The organism is Orbus sasakiae, from assembly GCF_039542345.1.
Taxonomy (GTDB): Bacteria; Pseudomonadota; Gammaproteobacteria; order Enterobacterales; family Orbaceae; genus Orbus; species Orbus sasakiae.
In genome coordinates, this window is record NZ_BAABHY010000015.1 from 1 (window position 1) to 21,376 (window position 21,376).

A 21,376-nucleotide genomic window follows, 5' to 3' on the forward strand; every position below is an offset into this window, starting at 1 on the left:
GACATCTTCTCACTTTCTTCAAGCCTAATTTGCAATTTTTTTCGCGTTTAATCATTTTTTGACCGATCTTCTGCTTTTTTAAGCAAATTGCGCTTAAAAAACCATTCCAACAACTCATTTGAGCCAAATTCTATCTATGTTACGGTTCTTTACTTCACGCCACCAAATACTTAAAAACGCCTTATATTCGGTAACACACATGACTTATAGTATTTTACAAAGCGGTTTTACTCACTTTTTAAAACAAAAACGGCATCAATAAAATTGATGCCGTTCAATATAGCTTGTAACTAATTCAAATTAAGCTTCGAATGGATCTCTTAAAATCATGGTTTCTAAGCGATCTGGACCCGTTGAAATAATATCGATTGGTGTCTCAGTTAATTCTTCAATACGTTTAATATAGTTCTTAGCTGCTTGTGGAAGGGCATCAAAAGATTTAACACCAAATGTTGTTTCGCTCCAACCCGGCATAGATTCATAAACCGGTTCAACAAGATTCCACTCTTCTGCTGAAGATGGTGCAATATCCGTCACATCACCGTTTGATAATTTATAGCCAGTACAAAGCTTCACTTCTTTTAATCCGTCAAGTACATCCAGTTTTGTTAAACAAAACCCTGACACTGAGTTAAGTTGTACCGCTTTGCGAATCGCCACGATATCAAGCCAACCAGTACGACGACGACGACCTGTTGTTGCACCGAACTCATTACCTTGCTTACATAAGTACTCACCAACATCATCAAACAATTCTGTTGGGAAAGGTCCTGCACCAACGCGCGTTGAATATGCTTTAACAATACCTAATACATAACCAACATAACGAGGACCAAACCCCGAACCGGTAGCAACACCACCTGCCGTTGTATTAGATGATGTCACATAAGGATAAGTACCATGATCGATATCAAGTAATGTTCCTTGAGCACCTTCAAACATGATTTTTTCACCATTTTTGCGAGCTGACTCAAGTAAAGTTGGAATATCTGCAATCATTGCGATAAGAATATCAGCAATTGCTAGAATGTCGTTTAAGACTTTATCATAATCAACAGCATCAGCTTTATAATAGTTCACTAACTGAAAGTTATGATATTCCATTACATTTTTCAATTTTTCAGCAAACGCTTCACGATCACGTAAATCCCCAACACGTAATCCACGACGCGCAACTTTATCTTCATAAGCTGGCCCAATACCACGACCTGTTGTACCAATCGCTTTACTACCTCGAGCCTTTTCTCTCGCTTGATCTAAAGCAACATGGTAAGGCAGAATTAATGGGCAAGCTTCCGAGATAAGTAATCTTTCACGAACAGGAAGGCCTTTATCTTCCAGCTCTTTCATCTCTTTCATTAATGCTTCTGGACAAAGTACTACGCCATTACCAATCACACTGATAACATTATCTCTTAGAATACCTGAAGGAATGAGATGTAAAACTGTTTTTTCACCATTAATGACAAGTGTATGACCTGCATTGTGACCGCCTTGATAACGGACAACATATTTTGCTTTTTCAGTCAATAGGTCAACAACTTTACCTTTACCTTCATCGCCCCATTGTGTTCCTAGTACAACAACATTATTACTCATCTTTGCATACTCATTTTTATTTAAATTAATTTCCTACTGCTAATGAGATATTAGCAACAATTATTTCTTATCGGATTTATTATCTGTATTTAGCTTCATGTAGCGGAAAAACTCACTATCCGGGCTAATAACCATAACATCATTTCCTTTAAAACTTTGCTCATAAGCTTTTAAGCTTCGAATAAAACTAAAGAATTCACGATCTTTATTAAATGCGTCAGCATAAAGTTTAGCAGCATTGGCATCACCTTCACCACGAATTGTTCGAGCTTGTTTTTCAGCTTCTGATAAAATTTTAGTTGCCGTTAATGTTGCATCAGCTCTTGTTTCTTCTGCTTCTCGAATTCCTTGGAAACGTTGATCGCGAGCAACAACTTCACGTTCAGCACTCATACGCGCATAAATTGATTCCGATACTTCTGACGGGAAGTTAATTTGCTTAATACGAACATCGATGACTTCAACACCAAAAGCACGCATACTGGTGATGCTTTCAGGATCACTTTCCGCCTCAGCAACCAGATCTTCAATTGGTACATTTTCAATAATTGCTGTACTTTGTTGAGTACCGTTTAACGCATCTTTTACTCTGACCATCAGTGAATTTCGTGATTTTGTATCAAGATTTGAGTCATTGATGATATCTTTAATGTCTAGTTTACCAATTTCAGCTCGTAAACGACCATTTAATCGTGCAAGTAAGAGATTTTCAACACTGTTACCGCCAGCGATCGTTTCATAGTAACGATTAAAGTCAGTAATTTTCCACTGTACAAAATAATCAACAATTAAGTCTTTCTTTTCACGAGTAATGAATTTTTGCTCTCTACCACTGTTATTTGAACTATCAGTTGTTTGGATTTTGGCATCAATGATGCGAACATTATCCATACCTGGAATTTTAAAATGTAAGCCAGGTTCAGACAATCCGATAATTTTATTAAATCTTAATACAACGCCTCGCGATCCTTCTTCAACCACATATAATGAAGAAAAGCCGACACCAATTAATACGAAAACGATAGGAATTAATAATTTACGCATGTCTAATCTCCTTATCGTCCATTAGTACGTGTGGTATTTGAACCATTGCTACCACGCGTCGTATTACTGTTTGTTGAGGTTGATGAATTACTATCAGTCGTTGTTGACGACGAGTTTGAAAAATTCATATTATAACCATTAGAACTATTTAAATTAAATTGTTCGGTTGATGTTCCTGTATCTGAACTTTTGTTTTTTAACAATTGCTCTAAAGGCAGAACAAGCAAATTACCACTTTTGTCATTAACAATGATTTTATTGGTATTTGATAAAATACGTTCCATTGTCTCAATATATAAGCGTTCACGTGTAATTTCTGGTGCTGATTTATATTGTGGCAACAGTTTTTCAAACCGAGCAACATCACCCTCAGCTTCAAGTTCAATACGGACTCGGTAGGCATTTGCATCAGCGAGTATTCGAGCTGATCGACCTTCAGCTTGTTGCACTAACTGAACCTTATCTGCTTCCGCTTTATTAATTTCACGTTCACGATCTTCACGTGCTTTAATTGCATCATTATAGGCATCTTGTACTTCTTCTGGTGGACGCGCTGATTGGAAGTTTAAGTCAACAATGCTGATCCCCATATCATAGTTTGAAATGATATGAACTAATTCTTCTTTTGTTCTTGTTTCTAAAACCGCTCGACCATCTGTCAAAATAGCATCCATGTTTGAACTACCAACTTCCGTTCTTAATGCACTATCCGCAGCTTGTCGCAAGCTATCTTCCACGTTAGTCACATTAAATAGATACTTGATTGGATTGCTAACGCGATACTGCACGTTCATCTCAACAAACACTAAGTTTTCACCTGCTGTGATCATAAAACCTTGTACGTTAAAGTTACGTGTACCTTGCGTATCAACAATATAAACTTGGTCGATCAATGACGGTTTCCAGTTTAAACCCGGCTGTACGATCTCTTGTTGAACCTGACCAAAGCGTGTGATAACACCTCTTTGGCTTTGGTTGATAGTGTAAAATCCACTAATAGCCCAAATAACAATAATAACTAATAATATCCCACCAATAATCACTGGGAAATTGATAGGCAATTTCGCCTTACCGGCACCACCACCGTTTCCAGAAGAGCCTTTCTTCAGGATATCGTTAACTTTATCAAAAAAACTTCCTGATGAGTTGCCTGGTTTTTTCTGATTGCCATTTCCCCATGGATCATTATTTTGTCCGTTATTTCCGGGCTGATTCCACGCCATATTTTATATGCTCCATCTAACAATTATCTATCATTTAACTAATTGGTTACTGCTGATTAAGTATAGCAAATCAGGCTCTTGTTTACATAATCGATTCCATTCGACTAATGGTATTCTAATATCTAAATTAAAACTACCATCATCATTAATTATTTCTTGCTGGACTGTTTTTAATTGATAAAAACGACTACGTAACCGACTTAAATAAGGTGGAATATGTAGTGAACACGTTTTAATCTGTTTCCCTAGCCGTTCTTTTAAGGCCAGAAATAAAAAATCTAATCCTACCTTATTTTGAGCAGAAAGCCAAACACGAAATGGTACGCCGTTTTCATCGCGATCAATCGTTGGTGGCTTGTCGTCTAATAAATCGATTTTATTCATGACTAACAATGTCGGGATCTCATGTGCATCAATTTCACATAATACATCATCAACCGCATTAACATTGTCCAATAAATTAGGATCTGAAGCATCAATTACATGTAACAATAATGATGCTTCTTTGGTTTCTAGTAAGGTTGCTTTAAACGCCGCAACAAGGTCATGGGGTAAGTGGCGAATAAAACCGACCGTATCAGCAAGTACAACTTCACCCACATCATCAACAAAAATACGTCGTAATGTCGGATCTAATGTTGCAAAAAGTTGATCGGCTGCATAAACATTAGCATCGGTTATCGCATTAAATAAGGTAGATTTACCTGCATTTGTATAACCTACTAATGAAATTGTGGATAAATCTGCTTTCAATCGTGATTGACGATTTTGTTCACGCTGTTTTTCAACTTTATTAAGCCGTGACAAAATCACTTGAATACGATGACGAATAAGCCGCCTATCGGTTTCGAGCTGCGTTTCACCAGGCCCTCTCAGTCCAATCCCGCCTTTTTGTCGTTCAAGGTGAGTCCATCCACGCACCAAACGCGTTGAGATATATTGTAGCTGAGCTAGTTCAACTTGCAATTTCCCCTCATGAGTCCGCGCCCGTTGAGCAAAAATATCTAAAATAAGCCCCGTTCGATCGACAACACGACATTCACATAGCTTTTCGAGATTTCGTTCTTGAGTGGGTGATAATGAATGATTGATCAAAATGACCGATGCTTCATTCAACTTAACCAGTTCGGCAAGCTCTAACGCTTTCCCTTCACCAATAAAATATTTTGCACTGGGGACTTTTCTTGAGGTCGTAACAATATCGAGAATTTCTATTTGAGCCGAAGAAACCAACACTTCAAACTCTTTTAAATCCTCGATATCACTTTCTTGCGGGAAAAAAACATGTACAAGTAAGGCTTTTTCTCCACCCTTATATCGCTCAAACAATCCTATTCTCCATAATTAATATGGGGATGTATTAGTTTGAGTTTTCACTTTCTTCATCAGATTGTGAAAATGAACCTGATATAGCTCGGGCTGGAACAACAGTCGAAATTGCATGTTTGTATACCATTTGACTTACTGTATTCTTTAACAAAATAACAAATTGGTCAAATGACTCGATTTGTCCTTGTAATTTTATTCCATTAACTAAATAAATTGAGACCGGGATATGTTCACGGCGTAAAATATTTAAATAAGGATCTTGTAGTGATTGCCCTTTTGACATGTAATTATCCTTTTTATAACTATGAAAACCAAAATAAAAGAGTATAAAGCTTTTTATTCTCTCAATAATAAACTTTAACACGATCCAAATTATCATAAAAATCTAGAATCTTAAACAGTTGGCGTGTAATTATCGCAGAAATAATTAAAATTTATCTTATTTAAGGCAATATAAAAAACTATCCGGTATATTTTCTAATCAGATTGAATCCCATTCGTATCTACAGTATATTTTTTAAGTACTCTGGATACTTTATATCAAGAAAATGTTCAGAATTAGCCCCGACAAGCAATCGGATAGGTATTCGTTAATGGATAAGGGATAACATCTCCGCCGCCCGATCCTACTGAATACTGTGATTTTCCTGTGCTATGCACATCCGCAGTCCAATAATGTTCATGTTGCCATGCCGAATCTGGGTAATTATTTTTAACCATTCCCCATTCACTAAAAACCCCACCAAGACCACGAGTATAAGTATTGAGCTTTGTTGACCAATTCAATGGCATATTATTCATTGGTGAATTGGTTAGCTCGGAACGAATAAGCTGGTTGGCCACCCCACCACATAATGTGGTTGAATATGTTGTTTTAGGGGTTAACGGCACAGCCCAAGTGTTGACAGTAAAAGCATAGTCAATGGCAGGATACCCTGGATAAATAGGAGTCGCTCTAATTGTTACCGTATTAGCGGGTTTATTATTCATGGTTACAAAGCCATTAATATCAACAGCAATGTTAGTACTTGTCGCATTGTTTTCTAACGCTTGATAAGTGTAATCCGTTTGTGCATTACTCATCGCTAATTGAAACTTTGCCTTAGCAAATCCTGTGGTTGGGAATTTGGGTGACATTGACACATTAAACCCATTTACAGGATCAAACTGACTACTATAATAGCCACCACCAAATGTCGTCGTTCGTGTTGGATTGCCGGTATTCCAACGATAACCACCGCCATCGGCATCATACCAAGTATTTTGTGGCACCAATAGTAATTGGTTAGGTTTAGCATAACAATACTTATAATCAGCAACATTCACCGTATAGCGATAAGTCGTATCCGTATAATTGTTTTCAGCAGGTATCCCATACCGTGACTGTGCTTTCACATCACTCGCTTTAATTGTCAGGGTATAAGGCGCTTTACATGATTGAAAAGTCCCAGAGAGATCACTGGCTGAAAGCACTTTTGTTGTGCCATTATCATTATAACTCCAAGTCGCTGTTAAATTCCCTTGAACCGGATTGATTGGATGTGGCAGATCCCCATCGCTATCATAATAATAACTCATGGGTAAGGTTTTAGCATTCCCATCTGCGGGGACATTAGCCACAAACTGCTCAAATGTCCACGTAGTTTTGGCATGTACCACGCTTTGCTGATTCGGCAATATTTTAACCGTGCCACCTGTGCCATCAGGCATAGTAAAACTTAATAATTCATCGAGTTCACTAGCCATCGAGATACCATCATTAAATGTTAATCCTGGCTTATTTCCATAAATCACATAGGCGGTTGTCGCTGAAATCACTGCGTTAGCATGCCTAAACGTACCCAACAAAAGCAACACTAACATTGATAGATACGCAATACGACTGTCCATTATTTTTGCTGAGAGACGAGTTTGAGTTATCTCCATTTTAAAAGTACTCATTGCATTTTTCCTTTCATCATATGGCTATTTTTTTATAATTTTGGTTTTTTTGACGTTGATAAAATCAACACAGGGCAGAGTAACGAACAATGTGCATGGATTCAAATTGTTTAATTCGATCAATTTCACCCATTACCATAGCTTTTAACTATTAAATAAATTAAATTGATCGTGGCAGGCTATTTATAATGTGTAGGTTTTCAATACGGTACGAAGATGTACCGTCAAAAAGATTCACTTTCTAAGAAAGATCGAAAATATTGGATATCTTCAGGCGTTACCCAATGTAAAGGATGTTTCCACCCTCTTAACCAAGTAATTTGTCGTTTAGCAAGCTGTCGGGTCGCACAAATTCCCTTAAAAACCATCTCGTCATAGCTTATTTCACCAGCCAAATATTCCCACATCTGGCGATAGCCAACACAGCGCATCGACGGTAAGTTAAGGTGTAAATCACCTCGCTTCATGAGCAATGTGACTTCATTTTCAAAACCGAGTTCCAACATTTTAACAAAACGGTGCTCTATTCTATGATGCAATAGGTCACGATCTTGACATGCCATGGCAAATTGAACAACTTGATAATCCAGTGCATCACCTTTGTTTAACGTCAACTCAGTCATAGAACGACCTGTGATCATATACACTTCCAATGCACGGTTTAAACGTTGCGGATCATTGGGGTGAATACGCGCAGCCGATACAGGATCAACTTTGGCTAATTCATCATGGATAGCTTGCCAACCAAATGCATTTGCTTTTTGTTCAATCTGCTGACGAATCTCATCATCAGCAGGGGGCAAAGGCGATAATCCCTCAAGTAAAGCCTTGAAATACAGCATTGTACCACCCACTAATAATGGAATTCTTTGCTGTTTAAGGGATTGCTCGATTTGTAGGATAGCATCATGTCGAAAGTCAGCCGCTGAATAACTTTCAGCAGGATCTTTAATATCAACCAACTTGTGAGGATAATCGGTAAGCTCTTGCTCCGTAGGTTTAGCAGTACCAATATCCATTCCACGATAGATTAAAGCCGAATCAACGCTGATAATATCAATAGGATAACGGTCACTTAAAGCCATAGCAAGTGCCGTTTTTCCTGATGCTGTCGGCCCCATAAGGGTAAAAATAGACGGTTTGTGCATATTCATTTTGACTTAAACTGAGATATTACGAGAGATAAATCAATCGGTTTAATGATATCCGACATATTTATTTCTTGTTCATTAAGCTGTTCTAGCTCGGTTAATAATGAAATCGCTTGCGGTATATTCCAAATGATCTCTTGGTGATGAGAAGCAATGTATTGTTTTGCAAGCCACTGTTCAATGCGTGACGATAACTCAGTTTCAGCAGGGTACAATGATAAAAAACCAATTAATTTAGGCAATAGATGTTGCCAATTGGCTTTTCTCATTAATTTGGGTACACCATTAAGTTGCAGCTTTGACTTATCGATACTAAATTCAAAATTAAACGTCGCCAACGTTGCTTGTGCTTTACTGAGGATTTGTTGTTCTTGTTTATTGAGTAGCAAAGATAATGGAATCAACAAGCGCTCAATCGTTAAATCATCACTATTTGCCATAATTTTTGCTTTAAATAGCGCTAACTGTGCATTTTTCAATGAGAGTAAATTCAATTGAACACGATTTGGCTGATGCTGCGACTTTTCCAATAATAAATATTCATTATCAATAATGCTTAACACCCTACCTAATATTGCCGCAGAAGCAAGCTCTGATTTATGCTGAGCAAGCGGTTCATTACGTTTAGGGAAAAGCGATTCAATCACGGCTTGCTGTTGTGGAGAGACCCTTTCTTCATTTGCATGACGCGTATCAACAGGTTGCACTAATTGACTATACACGTGATTAACATCACGGTGTGACATTTTCTTTGGTGGCAGCATAGTATGATCAACTCCACCTTTGTGTTGTTGACTAATGGCCGAATCGACAGAAGGAGGGGAATGAAAAATATTTTGCCCTGCTGCCGCTCGATTCGGTTTTAACTGAATATCATGCTGATTCAATGAGTCACGGCTATCGTTTTGGGGTAGAGCCTGATTTTTTTGTGTATTTAATGCCATTATCATGGCTTGATAAACGAAATCATGGACTAGCCTTGCTTCATGAAAACGAACTTCATGTTTTGCAGGATGCACATTAACATCGACTTGATGTGGATCGAGGTCTAAATAGATGACATAACTTAAAGTCTCGTCTGTCGAATAAACTGACGACTTACACGTTTCTAAAAAGGCTTGTTTTAACGCATGGTTCAGTAACCGGTCTTTGACCACTCGGCCATTCACATAAAAATATTGAAGCTGTTCTTGTAATGCATTTGGCGCCACCCAACCATGAATCGACAAATCATCATGTTGCCATGATAACTTGATCGCTTTTTGCATAAAATTTATACCACAAATCGATGCAACCCGTTTTTCTATCATTTGCTCAGTGTCAGCAGCTCGATATTGTTTAACTAATTTGCCATTATGTTGCAAATTAAAAGCAACATTTGGGTATGCCAATGCAATTCGGCGGACAACCTCATCAATATGAGAAAACTCCGTTTTTTCTGTTTTCAAAAAACGTCGTCGGGCCGGCGTATTATAAAAAATATCCAAAACTTCAACGGTTGTACCCGCGGGGTGTGAAGCGGGTTTGATCACCGGTGACATATCACGGCCTTCAGCATAGACTTGCCATGCCTCAGCTTGCTCAGCGGGTTTTGAAGTCAGCGTTAAGCGAGATACTGAACTAATACTGGCTAGGGCTTCACCACGAAACCCTAAGCTGATGATGGCTTCTAAGTCATCGAGCGTACTAATTTTACTGGTTGCATGACGCGCTAGAGCTAAAGCTAACTCCTCTTTATGGATACCACTACCATCATCGCGTATCCGGATTAGCTTACAGCCACCTTGCTCGATATCAATATCAATACGACGAGCCCCTGCATCAATACTATTCTCAACGAGTTCTTTAATAATTGAAGCAGGCCTTTCAACCACTTCACCGGCTGCAATTTGGTTTGCCAACTGGGGTGGAAGAATGTGGATCGCCATTAATGTTTTTCCTTATTAATTGGATTATTCTTAATATAATTTTTCAAGCCTTTATAAATTGCCTGAGCAATTTTGTTTTGATGCGCATCACTTCTTAAGAGTTTTTCTTCACTTAAATTCGAAATAAAGCCCACCTCCACTAAAATAGACGGAATATCTGGCGACCTTAGAACGCCAAGACTGGCATGTTCAGGTACACGTTTATGTAATGTTACCACTTTTGCCATCTCTTTTAAAACATCACTTGCTAATCCATAACCCACACGCTGTGAGTTAGAGAACTGCAAATCGAGAATAGCCTGACTTAAAAATGGATTATCGCCTTCAGATAAAACATCGCCTGCGCCACCCAATAATTCAGATTGTTTTTCATGTTGTTCAATCCAACGACCTAATTCTGTATCAGCGCGTTTGGTTGATAGCACCCAAATTGACGCGCCCTTTGCACTTCGATTCGGCGCGGCATCAGCATGAATTGAAATCAACAGATCCGCTTTTTGCTTTCGTGCAATCTCTGAACGCTGAAAAACCGAAATATAACTGTCATTTGAACGTGTTAATACGGCTTTTAGTTGAGGATCTTTATTGATGAGAACCATCAATTTTTTAGCAATTGATAAAGTCACCGTTTTTTCATATAGCTTCTGCTGACCAACGGCTCCCGAATCTTTACCGCCATGCCCAGCATCAATTGCAATGACTACTTTTGCATAAGCTTGGCTACACGTTAATAATGCGACTAAAAATAGTGAAATTATAGGTATTATTTTTTTCATATCATCCATTCTTACTAATTTTAAGGCGATTAAATTATTTTTATTATGCTTAACCGCGTTGTATGGTTATCCCCTTTTCTGATAAAGGGTGAATAATTGCTTCCCTTTCTAACTGCTTGTATAACAATTCAATTTTAATATCTGGTTGCGGTAGAACATCCCCCGCTTTTTGTGGCCATTCGACCAAACAGATACAACGTTTTGCTAAATAATCTCGAATTCCCATAAATTCGAGCTCTTCCGAATCAGCCAATCGATAAAGATCAAAATGATAAACCGAAAACGTTTCAAACTCATAAGGCTCAACTAAAGTGTAAGTTGGACTTTTGACATTTCCCAAGTGCCCTAGTGCACGTAAAAATCCACGGCTGAATGTAGTTTTACCTGCACCTAGCTCGCCTTCGAGATAGATGATAATAGTATCATCATGCTGATTTAAATAGTTTAGGCAATGGTGCGCTAGGGTATACCCCAGTGCGATGGTGTCGTCTTCCGACTTTAGTTCAATTCTCTCTGTCATTTTAGTTATTCTTTGCTGGACTCTTAAGCATTATTATAGAAGAATAACGGCTATTAAGGAAACGTTTAACAACATTGAACATAGAGATGCTACATACTATTTCAAATTCAACCATTGATATTGAACGCATTAATAGCGATGATGCAGTGGTATTTTGGCAAAATGGCGTAACATTAGCCCTCAAAAATCATCTACAGCTCGATGCTATTTTAGCAAAAACACAGCACTGTTATGTATTAGACAATGATGTGATGGCGAGGGGATTATATCCGTTGTTAGATAGTCGGGTAACAATGATTGACATGCCAACCATCGTCACATTAAGTGCAACCTATTACCCGCAAATGAAATGGTAATAAAATATTTATTTTCGTTATTTTTTTAGCATAATCACTAATTATGCTATAAAACGTTCGTTTATACCACTCAATCAAGACAACAATTTGGTGCTTAATTCTCTTGCCCAACGATCAATTTCAAAGACATCATCAATCGATGTTGGTTCTGCTAATGTTAATTGATTTAGAACACTTTCGACCATGACCGCAATATCCATAAAGCCAATTTGACGATTTAAAAATGCCGCCACAGCCACTTCATTAGCCGCATTTAGGCTAGTTGTGGCAGCTTGCCCCGATTGATAAGCATCGATGGCCAATTTAAGGCAGGGATAACGATTAAAATCAGGTTGCTTAAATGTTAAGCTCGACAATTGCATAAAATCAAGCGGAGGAACGCCCGCATGAATACGCAGTGGATATGACATCGCATAAGCGATTGGCGTACACATATCAGGATGACCTAATTCAGCAATAACGCTACCATCGATATAACGTACCATAGAGTGAATAATTGATTGTGGGTGAACAATGATTTCCATCTCATCTTGACTGGCATTAAATAACCAACGCGCTTCAATATATTCCAGTCCTTTATTCATCATTGTTGCTGAATCAACCGAAATTTTACGGCCCATAGACCAATTTGGATGAGCAACAGCTTGCTCAGGTGTCACATGTTTTAACTGAGCAATCTCCGTATCACGAAACGGACCACCCGATCCTGTTAAGACTATTTTACTGATACCATGTTCGGCTAACGATGCAAAGCCTAAATTATGTTGTACAGCGGTCGGTAAGCTCTGGAATATCGCATTATGTTCACTATCAACGGGCAACAACTCCGCATGATGTTTTTTTACCGCTTGCATAAACAGATGACCACATGTGACAAGCGATTCTTTATTGGCTAACAAGATTCGTTTGCCTTTTTCTATCGCCGCCAATGTAGAGCGTAAACCAGCCGCCCCCACAATCGATGCCATAACCTGTTCAACTTCTGGCAACTGGGCTAAATCACAAATGGCCTGTTCGCCAGATAACACATCAATATCTAAATTGTGCTCGCGTAGGTATTGTCGTACTAACTTAGCGGCATCGCCATCAGCCATCGCAACATATTTAGGCTTAAACTCAAGGCACTGTTCCACCATCTTGGTAACATTTTTACCACCGGTTAGAACATAAGCTTGATACAAAGTCGGATTGTGGCGGATAACCGCTAATGTACTGCACCCGATTGATCCGGTTGATCCCAGAATTGCGATATTTTTTAGCACCATAACATCATCAGTAAAATTGATTTGGCATTACAATAACGTAAAGTGTTGTAATAAGCAAACGCCAAAATGCAATGAATAATTGAGCTGGTGTCAATCGCTCATGAGACACGCTTGTAGTGGTTTTCGCCGAGAATAAGGTTGTACATTAGCCAACCCCAAACGTAGCACGATGCTTGGTAACGTAGTCAAATGAAGTCTTTGTTGCATTTCAATGCACAATTTATTAACTTCAATCGGTTGATTCATAAACGCATAACTGATTTGATTAGCAGTACACGCCAGTAATAAACGTTGCAATGAGCGACCGACATTGATCCACTCTTTTTTTGTATTCTGTTGCGTTGTTAATAACATAAAATCCGAAGAAGACTTTATTTTTTGATCATCTTGCCTATTTTGTATACTTGCCTTTAAAAAACAAGCCATAATCGGTTTCACCATAAACAAGGGTAAATTAGGCGCACCTAAAATAGCATAACTTAAACCATCGTTTGTGGTCTGTGCATGTTTTTTATTCAAACGCATCCATTGTTTTAGCTCCGTAATGAAACGTTTATCCGCCATCTGTAGTGTGTTACCTGCCAAAATCAATTCACGAATGAGATTAAACTGTTCTGTATCACGAGGGTACAGATGACAATCTATATTTGGATATAAAGGCATGGTTGTTAATACCGTTCGTTGCTGCCTTGTGATATTTCCACCATGATATAGGCTACGATTGCTCTGCTGCTTTATAACATAATTAGCCAGTGGATCAACTGGTAATTGAGGCGATCGGGTCAAATGAATCATAATTTGCCCCTTATCATTAAGCTCTACTTGGGTTTGATAATGTTTGGTTGATGCTACGATACAAATATTTTCAGCAAGGCAGCCTAAACTGATAAAAAGCTCACGATGCAGAGGATCAACCACAGTTAATGATCGCGAATAATCAGCCGTTATCATGATCTGATTAGGCGTAATTTTCACCAACCATGGCTGAGAATTATGACCAGAGGGTGCTCTTAGTGCTTGTTCGACAATATCATAATAATCATATTGATAATGCATCATTACCCCAAATGTTTAGTTAATGTCTTTTAAATGATCCAACCAAAGATCAATAATCATATCAATTCCATGTTTGATTTGTAGCCAACCTTCATCTGTTTGTAATTGTATACCGTTATAACAAGGGCTAACCTCAGATATCATAACTAAATAACTAATTGACGAGGACAATATCGTTGCTAAAGCTGCAACGTCATGACTGGTGGTTTGTGTTAATTGGCTAACTAATTCAACAAGGTCACAACCGTTTTTCTCTCTTTTTTGCCTTATCTGCATCATAGTCTGATTATGGGTGGAGAGTTCCCAACGAGTCAGCCTTTTTAATATGATGTCATCGCGTAATTGATTTATTTGCTGAGCAAACAAATTTTTTAGGAAACTACGAAGGTTATCAATCTGGGAGGCGGATACATTGATACTGGTCCAATAATCTCGCTTAAAAATATAATGGGCAATTAATTGTTCAAGCGAACCAAAATATCGATAAATTAATACCTTCGCAATGCCAGCGCGTTCTGCAATCATATTAACACCAATATTTTCAAAACCATGCTCAGCGATAATATCAGCAACAGCAAGTAAAATTTTGTGTTCAGTCGCTTGCCGACTGACTGAGTAGTGTTTCGTCATAAGATAAATATGTTACCAGTGAGTAACACTATTATATGTTACTCATTGGTAACATTCAAATTAATATTTGCGGATATTGTGATTGACCTAAAATGAAGGCAAAAAAAACCGCATTATTTAATGCGGCTTGTTTTAAAAACTAATTATTTTGAACGGCATCAGCAATTCGCTGAGCATATTCAGTAACACGTTCTTTGTCATGACCTTCAACCATCACGCGGATTAACGGTTCAGTACCTGATTTACGGATTAATACTCGCCCTTGATCTTCTAATAATGATTCAACTTCTTTAATTGTATCAATGACATCAAGATGATTAAGTGGATCTGACTGCCCCGCAAAACGGACATTAATTAAGACTTGTGGTAAAAATTTCATACCACTGCTTAAATCAGCAAGACTCATTTTATTACGCACCATCGCAGATAAGACTTGCAAACCTGCAACGATCCCATCGCCCGTAGTGGTTTTATCCAGTAGCAATACATGACCTGAGTTTTCTGCGCCAAATTTCCAATCATTTTCGACAAGCTTCTCTAGCACATAGCGATCACCTACTTTGGCTCTCACAAATGGGATTCCCAATTCTTTTAGCGCAATTTCTAGCCCCATATTACTCATCAGAGTGCCAACGACGCCCCCTTTAAGTTGACCATTGCGTAACGCTTCTCGCGCGATAATGTAAATAATTTGGTCGCCATCAATCACATTCCCTTTGTGATCAACCATGATCACTCGATCACCATCACCGTCTAGCGCAAAACCCACATCGGCTTTTTCATCGCGGACTTTTTGAATAAGCGCCCTTACATCGGTTGCGCCACAATTTTCATTGATATTCATACCATCGGGATCACAACCAATTTTAATGACTTTAGCGCCTAACTCTTTCAATACATTTGGGGCAATATGGTATGTTGCACCATTGGCACAATCGACAACAATTTTAAGTCCAGCTAGACTCAAATCATGATCAAAAGTCCCCTTACAAAATTCAATATAGCGACCGGCAGCATCTGTTATTCGACTTGCTCGGCCTAATTTATCTGAGGTTACGCAATCTAATGGTTTTTCCAGCTCTTGTTCGATTAAGGATTCAATATCATCAGGAAGCTTTTTACCTTCAGTTGAGAAAAATTTAATGCCATTATCGTAAAATGGATTATGTGATGCAGAAATAACAACCCCTGCATTAGCCCGAAATGTCCGAGTTAAATAAGCAATAGCAGGCGTTGGCATGGGGCCCGTAAACGCAGCGGCAACACCCGCTGATGCAAAACCAGCTTCAAGTGCGGATTCGAGCATATAACCAGAAATACGGGTGTCTTTACCAATCAACACTTTACCAACACCATTTTGTGCCAGAACGCGCCCTACCGCCCATCCCAATTTTAATGCAAAATCAGGTGTGATCGGATAAACACCCACTCGACCACGAATTCCATCTGTACCAAAATATTTACGTTCAGACATTTATCGTTTCCTTCTATTATTTTTTTACTATGGCGACATGCTTAATCGTGTCTCATACTACTATAATAATCAAAAAATATCACTTACTGAGCCTTCTTTTCTTACCACTATTTTCGATATTTTGTGCTTATTCTAGGTCAGCTAAGCTGCCATGTTTACCCCACGTCTTTGACCATCATTTTTATCGAATGATGTACAATCTGTGTTTTACGCTAAATAGTATTGTGATGAATTCATTGGTTTGTCAGCATATTTAAATATGCTCAATATTAAGATTTAAATGGGGATATATTGATAAATAAGCTGTCAAAATATGCGTTGATTCTGCGCAGATGCGCAGAATGTTATTTTTCAGCTAAAGTGGCTTGCACAACACGCAGTGCATCAAACGTTTCTTTAACATCATGGACACGAATAATGTGTGCTCCTTGCATCGCCGCAATGACGGCACAAGAAATACTGCCAATAATACGTTCAGAAGGGGGGACGTTTAATACTTGACCAATCATCGTTTTACGTGACATTCCAACTAAGAGTGGTAAACCAAAGTGATGGAAATCAGCCAGTTTTGCAAGGAGTCGATAATTATGCGAAAGCGCTTTACCAAATCCAAATCCGGGATCTAACATAATTTTTTGGCGATCTATCCCAGCATCAACACAACGTTGGATATGATAAGTAAAAAAATCATTCACCGTTTGGTAAATATCCTCTTCATAATGAGGTGCTTGTTGCATGGTTTTTGGATCGCCTTGCATATGCATTAAACAAACGGGTAAACCAGTTTGTTGTGCAGCGTCTAAAGCACCGGGTAATGTTAATGCTCGAATATCATTGATTAAATGAGCTCCTGCCTTCGCTGACTCAAGCATCACCTGTGGTTTTGATGTATCGACTGAAATCCAAACATCAAAATATTTAGCTATCTTTTCAACTACGGGCACGACACGCTCGAGTTCTTGCTCGACTGAAACCTCATTAGCTCCTGGGCGAGTCGATTCCCCACCCACATCAATAAATGTTGCACCAGATTGTACCATATGATCAACCCGCCGCATGGCATCATCTAAGTTATTGTATTGCCCACCATCTGAAAATGAATCAGGGGTCATGTTTAAAATCCCCATCACATGGGGAAAGGTAAGATCCATCGTGTGTTGGTTAAATTTGATTTCCATATTTTCTTATCTAATTGAGTTGTAAAAAAACGCGCATAAGCGCGTTTAATCATGATGCTAGGTTTAGCTATTGTCGTCAGATGAATGGTCATCTGGGGCAATATCAACCGGTTTTTCTGTTTTAGGCTCACCTTCTACTGGTGTTTTTTTCGCCGCATGCTCATCTTTTTCCGTCCAACCATCTGGTGGTGTTACTGGTTGACGATTCATTAACTCAGCAATTTGTTTCGCACTGATTGTCTCATATTTTAATAATGCATCTTTCATGGCATGTAAAATATCAATATTATCAGTCAACAACTTGTGTGCGCGATCATAGTTGCGTTTGATAATTGCTTGAACATCTTCATCAATAATACGGGCTGTCTCATCAGAGATTTTTTTCATTGGACCGTATGATGATTCTTCATATTCAAAATAAATCGGCGCTAAACGTTCAGAAAAGCCCCATTCTGTCACCATTGCACGTGCAACATTCGATGCATAACGAATATCACTCGACGCACCTGAGGTAATTTTATCTTCACCGTAAATTAAACCTTCAGCGATACGTCCAGCATAAGCGGTTGATATCATCGACTCTAACTTAGTTCGGCTTTGACTGATCTGGTCACCTTCAGGTAAGAAGAACGCCACACCTAATGCTCGACCACGAGGAATAATCGTCACTTTATGCAATGGATCATGCTCTGGAACTAAGTAACCAACAATGGCATGACCAGACTCATGGTATGCGGTATTGGTAAGTTGTTCTGTCGTCATCGTCAATGAACGACGCTCTGTACCCATATTAATTTTATCTTTTGCTTCTTCAAATTCATCCATCGAAACAAGACGCTTATTACGACGAGCAGCAAACAAAGCAGCTTCATTGACTAGGTTAGCTAAATCAGCCCCAGAATAACCAGGCGTACCACGTGCTAACACAGATAAATCAACATTATTATCTAAAGGTACTTTACGAATATGCACCGCTAAGATTTGTTCACGACCTTTCATATCCGGTAAACCGATCTGCACTTGGCGGTCGAAACGACCAGGTCGTAACAATGCAGGGTCTAAGATGTCAGCTCGGTTGGTTGCAGCAATAATGATAATACCGCTGTTTGTCTCAAAACCGTCCATCTCAACCAACATTTGGTTTAAAGTCTGTTCGCGTTCATCATGTCCACCCATCGAACCACCGCCACGTTTGCGGCCGACAGCATCAATTTCATCGATGAAAATAATACAAGGTGCATGTTTACGCGCCTGATCAAATAAGTCTCGGACACGTGACGCACCGACACCCACAAACATTTCAACGAAGTCAGAACCCGACATACTAAAAAATGGCACATTCGCTTCACCAGCAATGGCTTTTGCTAATAACGTTTTACCCGTACCTGGAGGACCAACCATCAGTACGCCTTTAGGAATACGTCCGCCCAATTTTTGGTATTTACTCGGATCACGCAAAAAGTCGACAACCTCTGTCACTTCTTGTTTAGCTTCTTCACTACCGGCCACATCAGTAAATTTGGTTTTCACTTGGTCAGGTGTTAGCATTTTTGCTTTACTTTTACCCACTGCCATTGGCCCACCTTTACCACCGCCTTGCATCTGACGCATGATAAAGATCCAAAATCCGATCAAAAAGATAATTGGAAACCATGAGATTAAAATCGTTGTTAATAAACTTGGTTTTTCTTCTGGCGTACCAAATGTTTGGACTTTATTTAAATTTAACTCATCCATTAATTTTAGATCAGTATAAGGGATATAAGTCACATAACTATTATTATTGTTTGTAACAGCTGTTATCTCTTTTCCATTAATATGAACTTCTTTGAGTTTACCGCTCGTAATATCAGAATTAAATGTTACATAGTCTACTTGTGGCCCACTGTTTGACATTGAACTGAATTGATTAAAAACAGCAATTAAGACGACAGCAATGATACCCCAAATAAGCAAATTTTTTACCATGTCGTTCAAAAGAAAACCCCTCAAAAATAATGGATTATGCTCATTCTAAAATAAAGCACAATAGTACTATAAAAAAATACAACTGGCTACTTCCGCCCCGTTGCTACAATGTAAACTTCACGTGATCTAGCACGAGAAGCTTCAGGTTTACGAATTTTGACGACTTTAAACATATCTCTTACTGATTTGAGATATTCTTCAAATCCTTCACCTTGGAAAATTTTGACGATAAAGCTACCATTGGGTGCTAATACATCACGACACATCTCTAACGCAAGTTCAACTAAATACATAGCACGAGGAATATCGACAGCTGGCTGGCCACTCATATTCGGCGCCATATCAGACATGACCACTTGAACCTTATCTTCGCCAACCCGGTCAAGTAAAGCACTTAATACCGCTTCATCACGAAAGTCACCTTGCAAAAAATCGACACCAACGATAGGATCCATTGGCAAAATATCACACGCAATGATACGGCCTTTGTTACCAATTTGTGATGCCACATATTGTGACCATCCCCCTGGCGCGGCACCAAGGTCCACCACCGTCATGCCGGGTTTAAATAATTTATCGGTGTTTTGTATCTCTTCCAGTTTAAACCATGCGCGTGAACGTAAGCCTTTTTTTTGAGCTTGCTGTACAAAGCGATCCTTAAAATGTTCATTTAGCCAACGCGTTGAACTGGCTGAGCGTTTTTTATTACTCACTTTTTATCCTACATTTATGCTATCAAAGCGAATATTCATTGAAGTTTTACTTTATATAGGGTTAGAATAGCAAAATTACAACCCTTAATGATATAAAATTACATGAATTTATCTAATAAGCAAAAGCAATACTTAAAAGGTGAAGCACATCACCTAAAACCTGTTGTTATGATTGGTGCAAATGGTTTAACAGAAGGCGTACTTGCTGAAATCGAGAATGCTCTCGCTTTTCATGAACTCATCAAAGTTAAAGTATCAGCGGAGGACCGTGATACCAAGAAATTGATTTGTGACGCAATTATTCGCGAAACTGGCGCTGTTCAAGTGCAATTAATCGGTTCAATTTTGACTTTATTCAAGCAAAGTGAAGAAAAGAAAATCGCACTACCTAAACACTAATCAATACAACAACTGAATTAAAAAGCCGCATTTTGCGGCTTTTTGCACTTATCGATACTCAACATTTAAAATATCGAATTCCACATCCCCACCAGGCGTTTTGATCGAAACAGTATCATCTTGTTCCTTACCGATCAACCCTCGTGCAATCGGTGAATTTACCGAAATTAAATTTTGTTTAAAATCCGCTTCATCATCACCAACAATACGATAAGTGATCTCTTCATCTGTATCTAAATTTAACACAGTAACAGTTGCACCAAAAATGACACGCCCGGTGTTTTTAATTTTTGTTATATCAATCACTTGTGCTTGAGAAAGTTTACCTTCAATTTCTTGAATTCGCCCTTCACAAAAACCTTGCTGCTCGCGTGCGGCATGATATTCTGCATTTTCTTTTAAATCACCGTGAGCTCTTGCTTCGGCAATAGCTGCTATTATTTGTGGCCGTTTTACGGTTTTCAATTCTTCAAGTTCGGCGCGTAATAGTTCAGCGCCTTTAATCGTCATAGGGATCTGTTGCATAGCAATCCTCCTTTATATTTATTCCTTACAAATAAAATGAAATTCATTATTTGAATTTTCCATAAGCAATAAAAAAACACTCCCTTTAAAAAAGGGAGAGTTTTATTTCTGTTCTGTTACTCAATATATTAGCGATTATTTAAGATAAGGCAAGCGGTAAAACACTGTTTAAAGTTACAGTTATCACATATTGCTTCTGTCTTGTTCAAAATCTCGTTATTTTATTGTTGTAATCGCTAATTATAGTGTAAAAAAAGCGTCTATTTTCTGTTTGCTGTAAAGACATACGCTTAATTTAAAA

Annotated in this window: 19 protein-coding genes and 1 pseudogene; 2 read left to right on the forward strand and 18 right to left on the reverse strand. The window is 38.5% G+C overall.

The window, feature by feature from the left end; translation table 11 throughout:
• Positions 1-300: 300 nt before the first annotated feature.
• The 10 genes and pseudogenes from ABEA36_RS12840 to tsaE all read right to left on the reverse strand — a co-directional run bounded on the left by ABEA36_RS12840 (position 301) and on the right by tsaE (position 11,511).
• Entirely contained in the window at positions 301-1,599 is a 1,299-nt protein-coding gene (locus tag ABEA36_RS12840; protein WP_345492754.1) for an adenylosuccinate synthase, read from the reverse strand.
• A gap of 60 nt (positions 1,600-1,659) precedes the next feature.
• Positions 1,660-2,643 carry a protease modulator HflC gene (hflC, locus tag ABEA36_RS12845; RefSeq protein WP_345492755.1) on the reverse strand — a complete coding sequence of 328 codons (984 nt, stop codon included), beginning with the start codon at positions 2,641-2,643 and terminating at the stop codon, positions 1,660-1,662.
• 11 nt (positions 2,644-2,654) lie between these two features.
• Positions 2,655-3,866 carry an FtsH protease activity modulator HflK gene (gene hflK, locus ABEA36_RS12850; RefSeq protein WP_345492756.1) on the reverse strand — a complete coding sequence of 404 codons (1,212 nt, stop codon included), beginning with the start codon at positions 3,864-3,866 and terminating at the stop codon, positions 2,655-2,657.
• A 30-nt stretch (positions 3,867-3,896) separates the two neighbouring features.
• Positions 3,897-5,195 carry a ribosome rescue GTPase HflX gene (gene hflX / locus ABEA36_RS12855; protein ID WP_345492757.1) on the reverse strand — a complete coding sequence of 433 codons (1,299 nt, stop codon included), beginning with the start codon at positions 5,193-5,195 and terminating at the stop codon, positions 3,897-3,899.
• Between the two features lie 31 nt (positions 5,196-5,226).
• Positions 5,227-5,478 carry an RNA chaperone Hfq gene (hfq, locus tag ABEA36_RS12860; protein ID WP_345492758.1) on the reverse strand — a complete coding sequence of 84 codons (252 nt, stop codon included), beginning with the start codon at positions 5,476-5,478 and terminating at the stop codon, positions 5,227-5,229.
• A 275-nt stretch (positions 5,479-5,753) separates the two neighbouring features.
• Complete coding sequence (locus ABEA36_RS12865) at positions 5,754-7,136, reverse strand: hypothetical protein (RefSeq protein ID WP_345492759.1); 1,383 nt, start codon at positions 7,134-7,136, stop codon at positions 5,754-5,756.
• A 224-nt stretch (positions 7,137-7,360) separates the two neighbouring features.
• On the reverse strand, positions 7,361-8,290 hold the full coding sequence (gene miaA, locus ABEA36_RS12870) for a tRNA (adenosine(37)-N6)-dimethylallyltransferase MiaA (protein WP_345492760.1): 930 nt from the start codon (positions 8,288-8,290) through the stop codon (positions 7,361-7,363).
• Positions 8,287-10,215: a DNA mismatch repair endonuclease MutL gene (gene mutL / locus ABEA36_RS12875; RefSeq protein ID WP_345492761.1), complete on the reverse strand. Its 1,929-nt coding sequence runs from the start codon at positions 10,213-10,215 to the stop codon at positions 8,287-8,289. Before mutL ends, miaA begins: the two co-directional genes overlap by 4 nt.
• 8 nt (positions 10,216-10,223) lie before the next feature.
• A pseudogene (locus ABEA36_RS12880) lies at positions 10,224-10,925 on the reverse strand (N-acetylmuramoyl-L-alanine amidase); the annotation flags it as partial.
• A 115-nt stretch (positions 10,926-11,040) separates the two neighbouring features.
• Complete coding sequence (gene tsaE, locus ABEA36_RS12885; protein ID WP_345492762.1) at positions 11,041-11,511, reverse strand: tRNA (adenosine(37)-N6)-threonylcarbamoyltransferase complex ATPase subunit type 1 TsaE; 471 nt, start codon at positions 11,509-11,511, stop codon at positions 11,041-11,043.
• Between the two features lie 86 nt (positions 11,512-11,597).
• On the opposite strand from tsaE, the gene tusB reads away from it, so the two are divergent.
• Positions 11,598-11,867: a sulfurtransferase complex subunit TusB gene (tusB, locus tag ABEA36_RS12890; RefSeq protein WP_345492763.1), complete on the forward strand. Its 270-nt coding sequence runs from the start codon at positions 11,598-11,600 to the stop codon at positions 11,865-11,867.
• A 74-nt stretch (positions 11,868-11,941) separates the two neighbouring features.
• On the opposite strand, the gene ispC is transcribed toward tusB, so the two are convergent.
• The 7 genes from ispC to rlmE all read right to left on the reverse strand — a co-directional run bounded on the left by ispC (position 11,942) and on the right by rlmE (position 20,151).
• The gene (gene ispC / locus ABEA36_RS12895) at positions 11,942-13,129 is read right to left on the reverse strand and encodes a 1-deoxy-D-xylulose-5-phosphate reductoisomerase (protein ID WP_425571948.1); all 1,188 of its coding nucleotides are present in this window, start codon (positions 13,127-13,129) and stop codon (positions 11,942-11,944) included.
• Between the two features lie 93 nt (positions 13,130-13,222).
• Positions 13,223-14,188, reverse strand: coding sequence for an Acg family FMN-binding oxidoreductase (locus ABEA36_RS12900; protein ID WP_345492765.1), 966 nt, complete (start codon positions 14,186-14,188; stop codon positions 13,223-13,225).
• A gap of 15 nt (positions 14,189-14,203) precedes the next feature.
• Complete coding sequence (locus tag ABEA36_RS12905) at positions 14,204-14,818, reverse strand: TetR/AcrR family transcriptional regulator (protein ID WP_345492766.1); 615 nt, start codon at positions 14,816-14,818, stop codon at positions 14,204-14,206.
• Positions 14,819-14,957: 139 nt separating this feature from the next.
• Positions 14,958-16,292 (reverse strand): phosphoglucosamine mutase, encoded by a 1,335-nt coding sequence (glmM, locus tag ABEA36_RS12910; protein ID WP_345492767.1) that lies wholly within the window; start codon positions 16,290-16,292, stop codon positions 14,958-14,960.
• Between the two features lie 344 nt (positions 16,293-16,636).
• Positions 16,637-17,470, reverse strand: a complete 834-nt coding sequence (gene folP / locus ABEA36_RS12915; RefSeq protein WP_345492768.1) for a dihydropteroate synthase — start codon at positions 17,468-17,470, stop codon at positions 16,637-16,639.
• A 63-nt stretch (positions 17,471-17,533) separates the two neighbouring features.
• Positions 17,534-19,447, reverse strand: coding sequence for an ATP-dependent zinc metalloprotease FtsH (gene ftsH, locus ABEA36_RS12920; RefSeq protein WP_425571949.1), 1,914 nt, complete (start codon positions 19,445-19,447; stop codon positions 17,534-17,536).
• Between the two features lie 77 nt (positions 19,448-19,524).
• Positions 19,525-20,151: a 23S rRNA (uridine(2552)-2'-O)-methyltransferase RlmE gene (gene rlmE, locus ABEA36_RS12925; RefSeq protein WP_345492769.1), complete on the reverse strand. Its 627-nt coding sequence runs from the start codon at positions 20,149-20,151 to the stop codon at positions 19,525-19,527.
• Positions 20,152-20,253: 102 nt separating this feature from the next.
• Between rlmE and yhbY the strand changes: the two genes are divergently transcribed.
• A complete protein-coding gene (gene yhbY, locus ABEA36_RS12930) occupies positions 20,254-20,550 on the forward strand; it encodes a ribosome assembly RNA-binding protein YhbY (protein WP_345492770.1) in 297 nt (98 codons plus the stop codon).
• A 48-nt stretch (positions 20,551-20,598) separates the two neighbouring features.
• Here yhbY and greA read toward each other — a convergent pair whose 3' ends face one another.
• The gene (gene greA, locus ABEA36_RS12935) at positions 20,599-21,075 is read right to left on the reverse strand and encodes a transcription elongation factor GreA (protein ID WP_345492771.1); all 477 of its coding nucleotides are present in this window, start codon (positions 21,073-21,075) and stop codon (positions 20,599-20,601) included.
• Positions 21,076-21,376 lie beyond the last annotated feature (301 nt).

Bases quoted from the DNA above. Each gene is read 5' to 3' on its own strand.
- ABEA36_RS12840 (WP_345492754.1), bottom strand. From the start codon at position 1,599: ATGAGTAATAATGTTGTTGTACTAGGAACACAATGGGGCGATGAAGGT.
- hflC (WP_345492755.1), bottom strand. From the start codon at position 2,643: ATGCGTAAATTATTAATTCCTATCGTTTTCGTATTAATTGGTGTCGGC.
- hflK (WP_345492756.1), bottom strand. From the start codon at position 3,866: ATGGCGTGGAATCAGCCCGGAAATAACGGACAAAATAATGATCCATGG.
- hfq (WP_345492758.1), bottom strand. From the start codon at position 5,478: ATGTCAAAAGGGCAATCACTACAAGATCCTTATTTAAATATTTTACGC.
- ABEA36_RS12865 (WP_345492759.1), bottom strand. From the start codon at position 7,136: ATGAGTACTTTTAAAATGGAGATAACTCAAACTCGTCTCTCAGCAAAA.
- miaA (WP_345492760.1), bottom strand. From the start codon at position 8,290: ATGAATATGCACAAACCGTCTATTTTTACCCTTATGGGGCCGACAGCA.
- mutL (WP_345492761.1), bottom strand. From the start codon at position 10,215: ATGGCGATCCACATTCTTCCACCCCAGTTGGCAAACCAAATTGCAGCC.
- tsaE (WP_345492762.1), bottom strand. From the start codon at position 11,511: ATGACAGAGAGAATTGAACTAAAGTCGGAAGACGACACCATCGCACTG.
- tusB (WP_345492763.1), top strand. From the start codon at position 11,598: ATGCTACATACTATTTCAAATTCAACCATTGATATTGAACGCATTAAT.
- ABEA36_RS12900 (WP_345492765.1), bottom strand. From the start codon at position 14,188: ATGCATTATCAATATGATTATTATGATATTGTCGAACAAGCACTAAGA.
- ABEA36_RS12905 (WP_345492766.1), bottom strand. From the start codon at position 14,818: ATGACGAAACACTACTCAGTCAGTCGGCAAGCGACTGAACACAAAATT.
- glmM (WP_345492767.1), bottom strand. From the start codon at position 16,292: ATGTCTGAACGTAAATATTTTGGTACAGATGGAATTCGTGGTCGAGTG.
- folP (WP_345492768.1), bottom strand. From the start codon at position 17,470: ATGGAAATCAAATTTAACCAACACACGATGGATCTTACCTTTCCCCAT.
- yhbY (WP_345492770.1), top strand. From the start codon at position 20,254: ATGAATTTATCTAATAAGCAAAAGCAATACTTAAAAGGTGAAGCACAT.
- greA (WP_345492771.1), bottom strand. From the start codon at position 21,075: ATGCAACAGATCCCTATGACGATTAAAGGCGCTGAACTATTACGCGCC.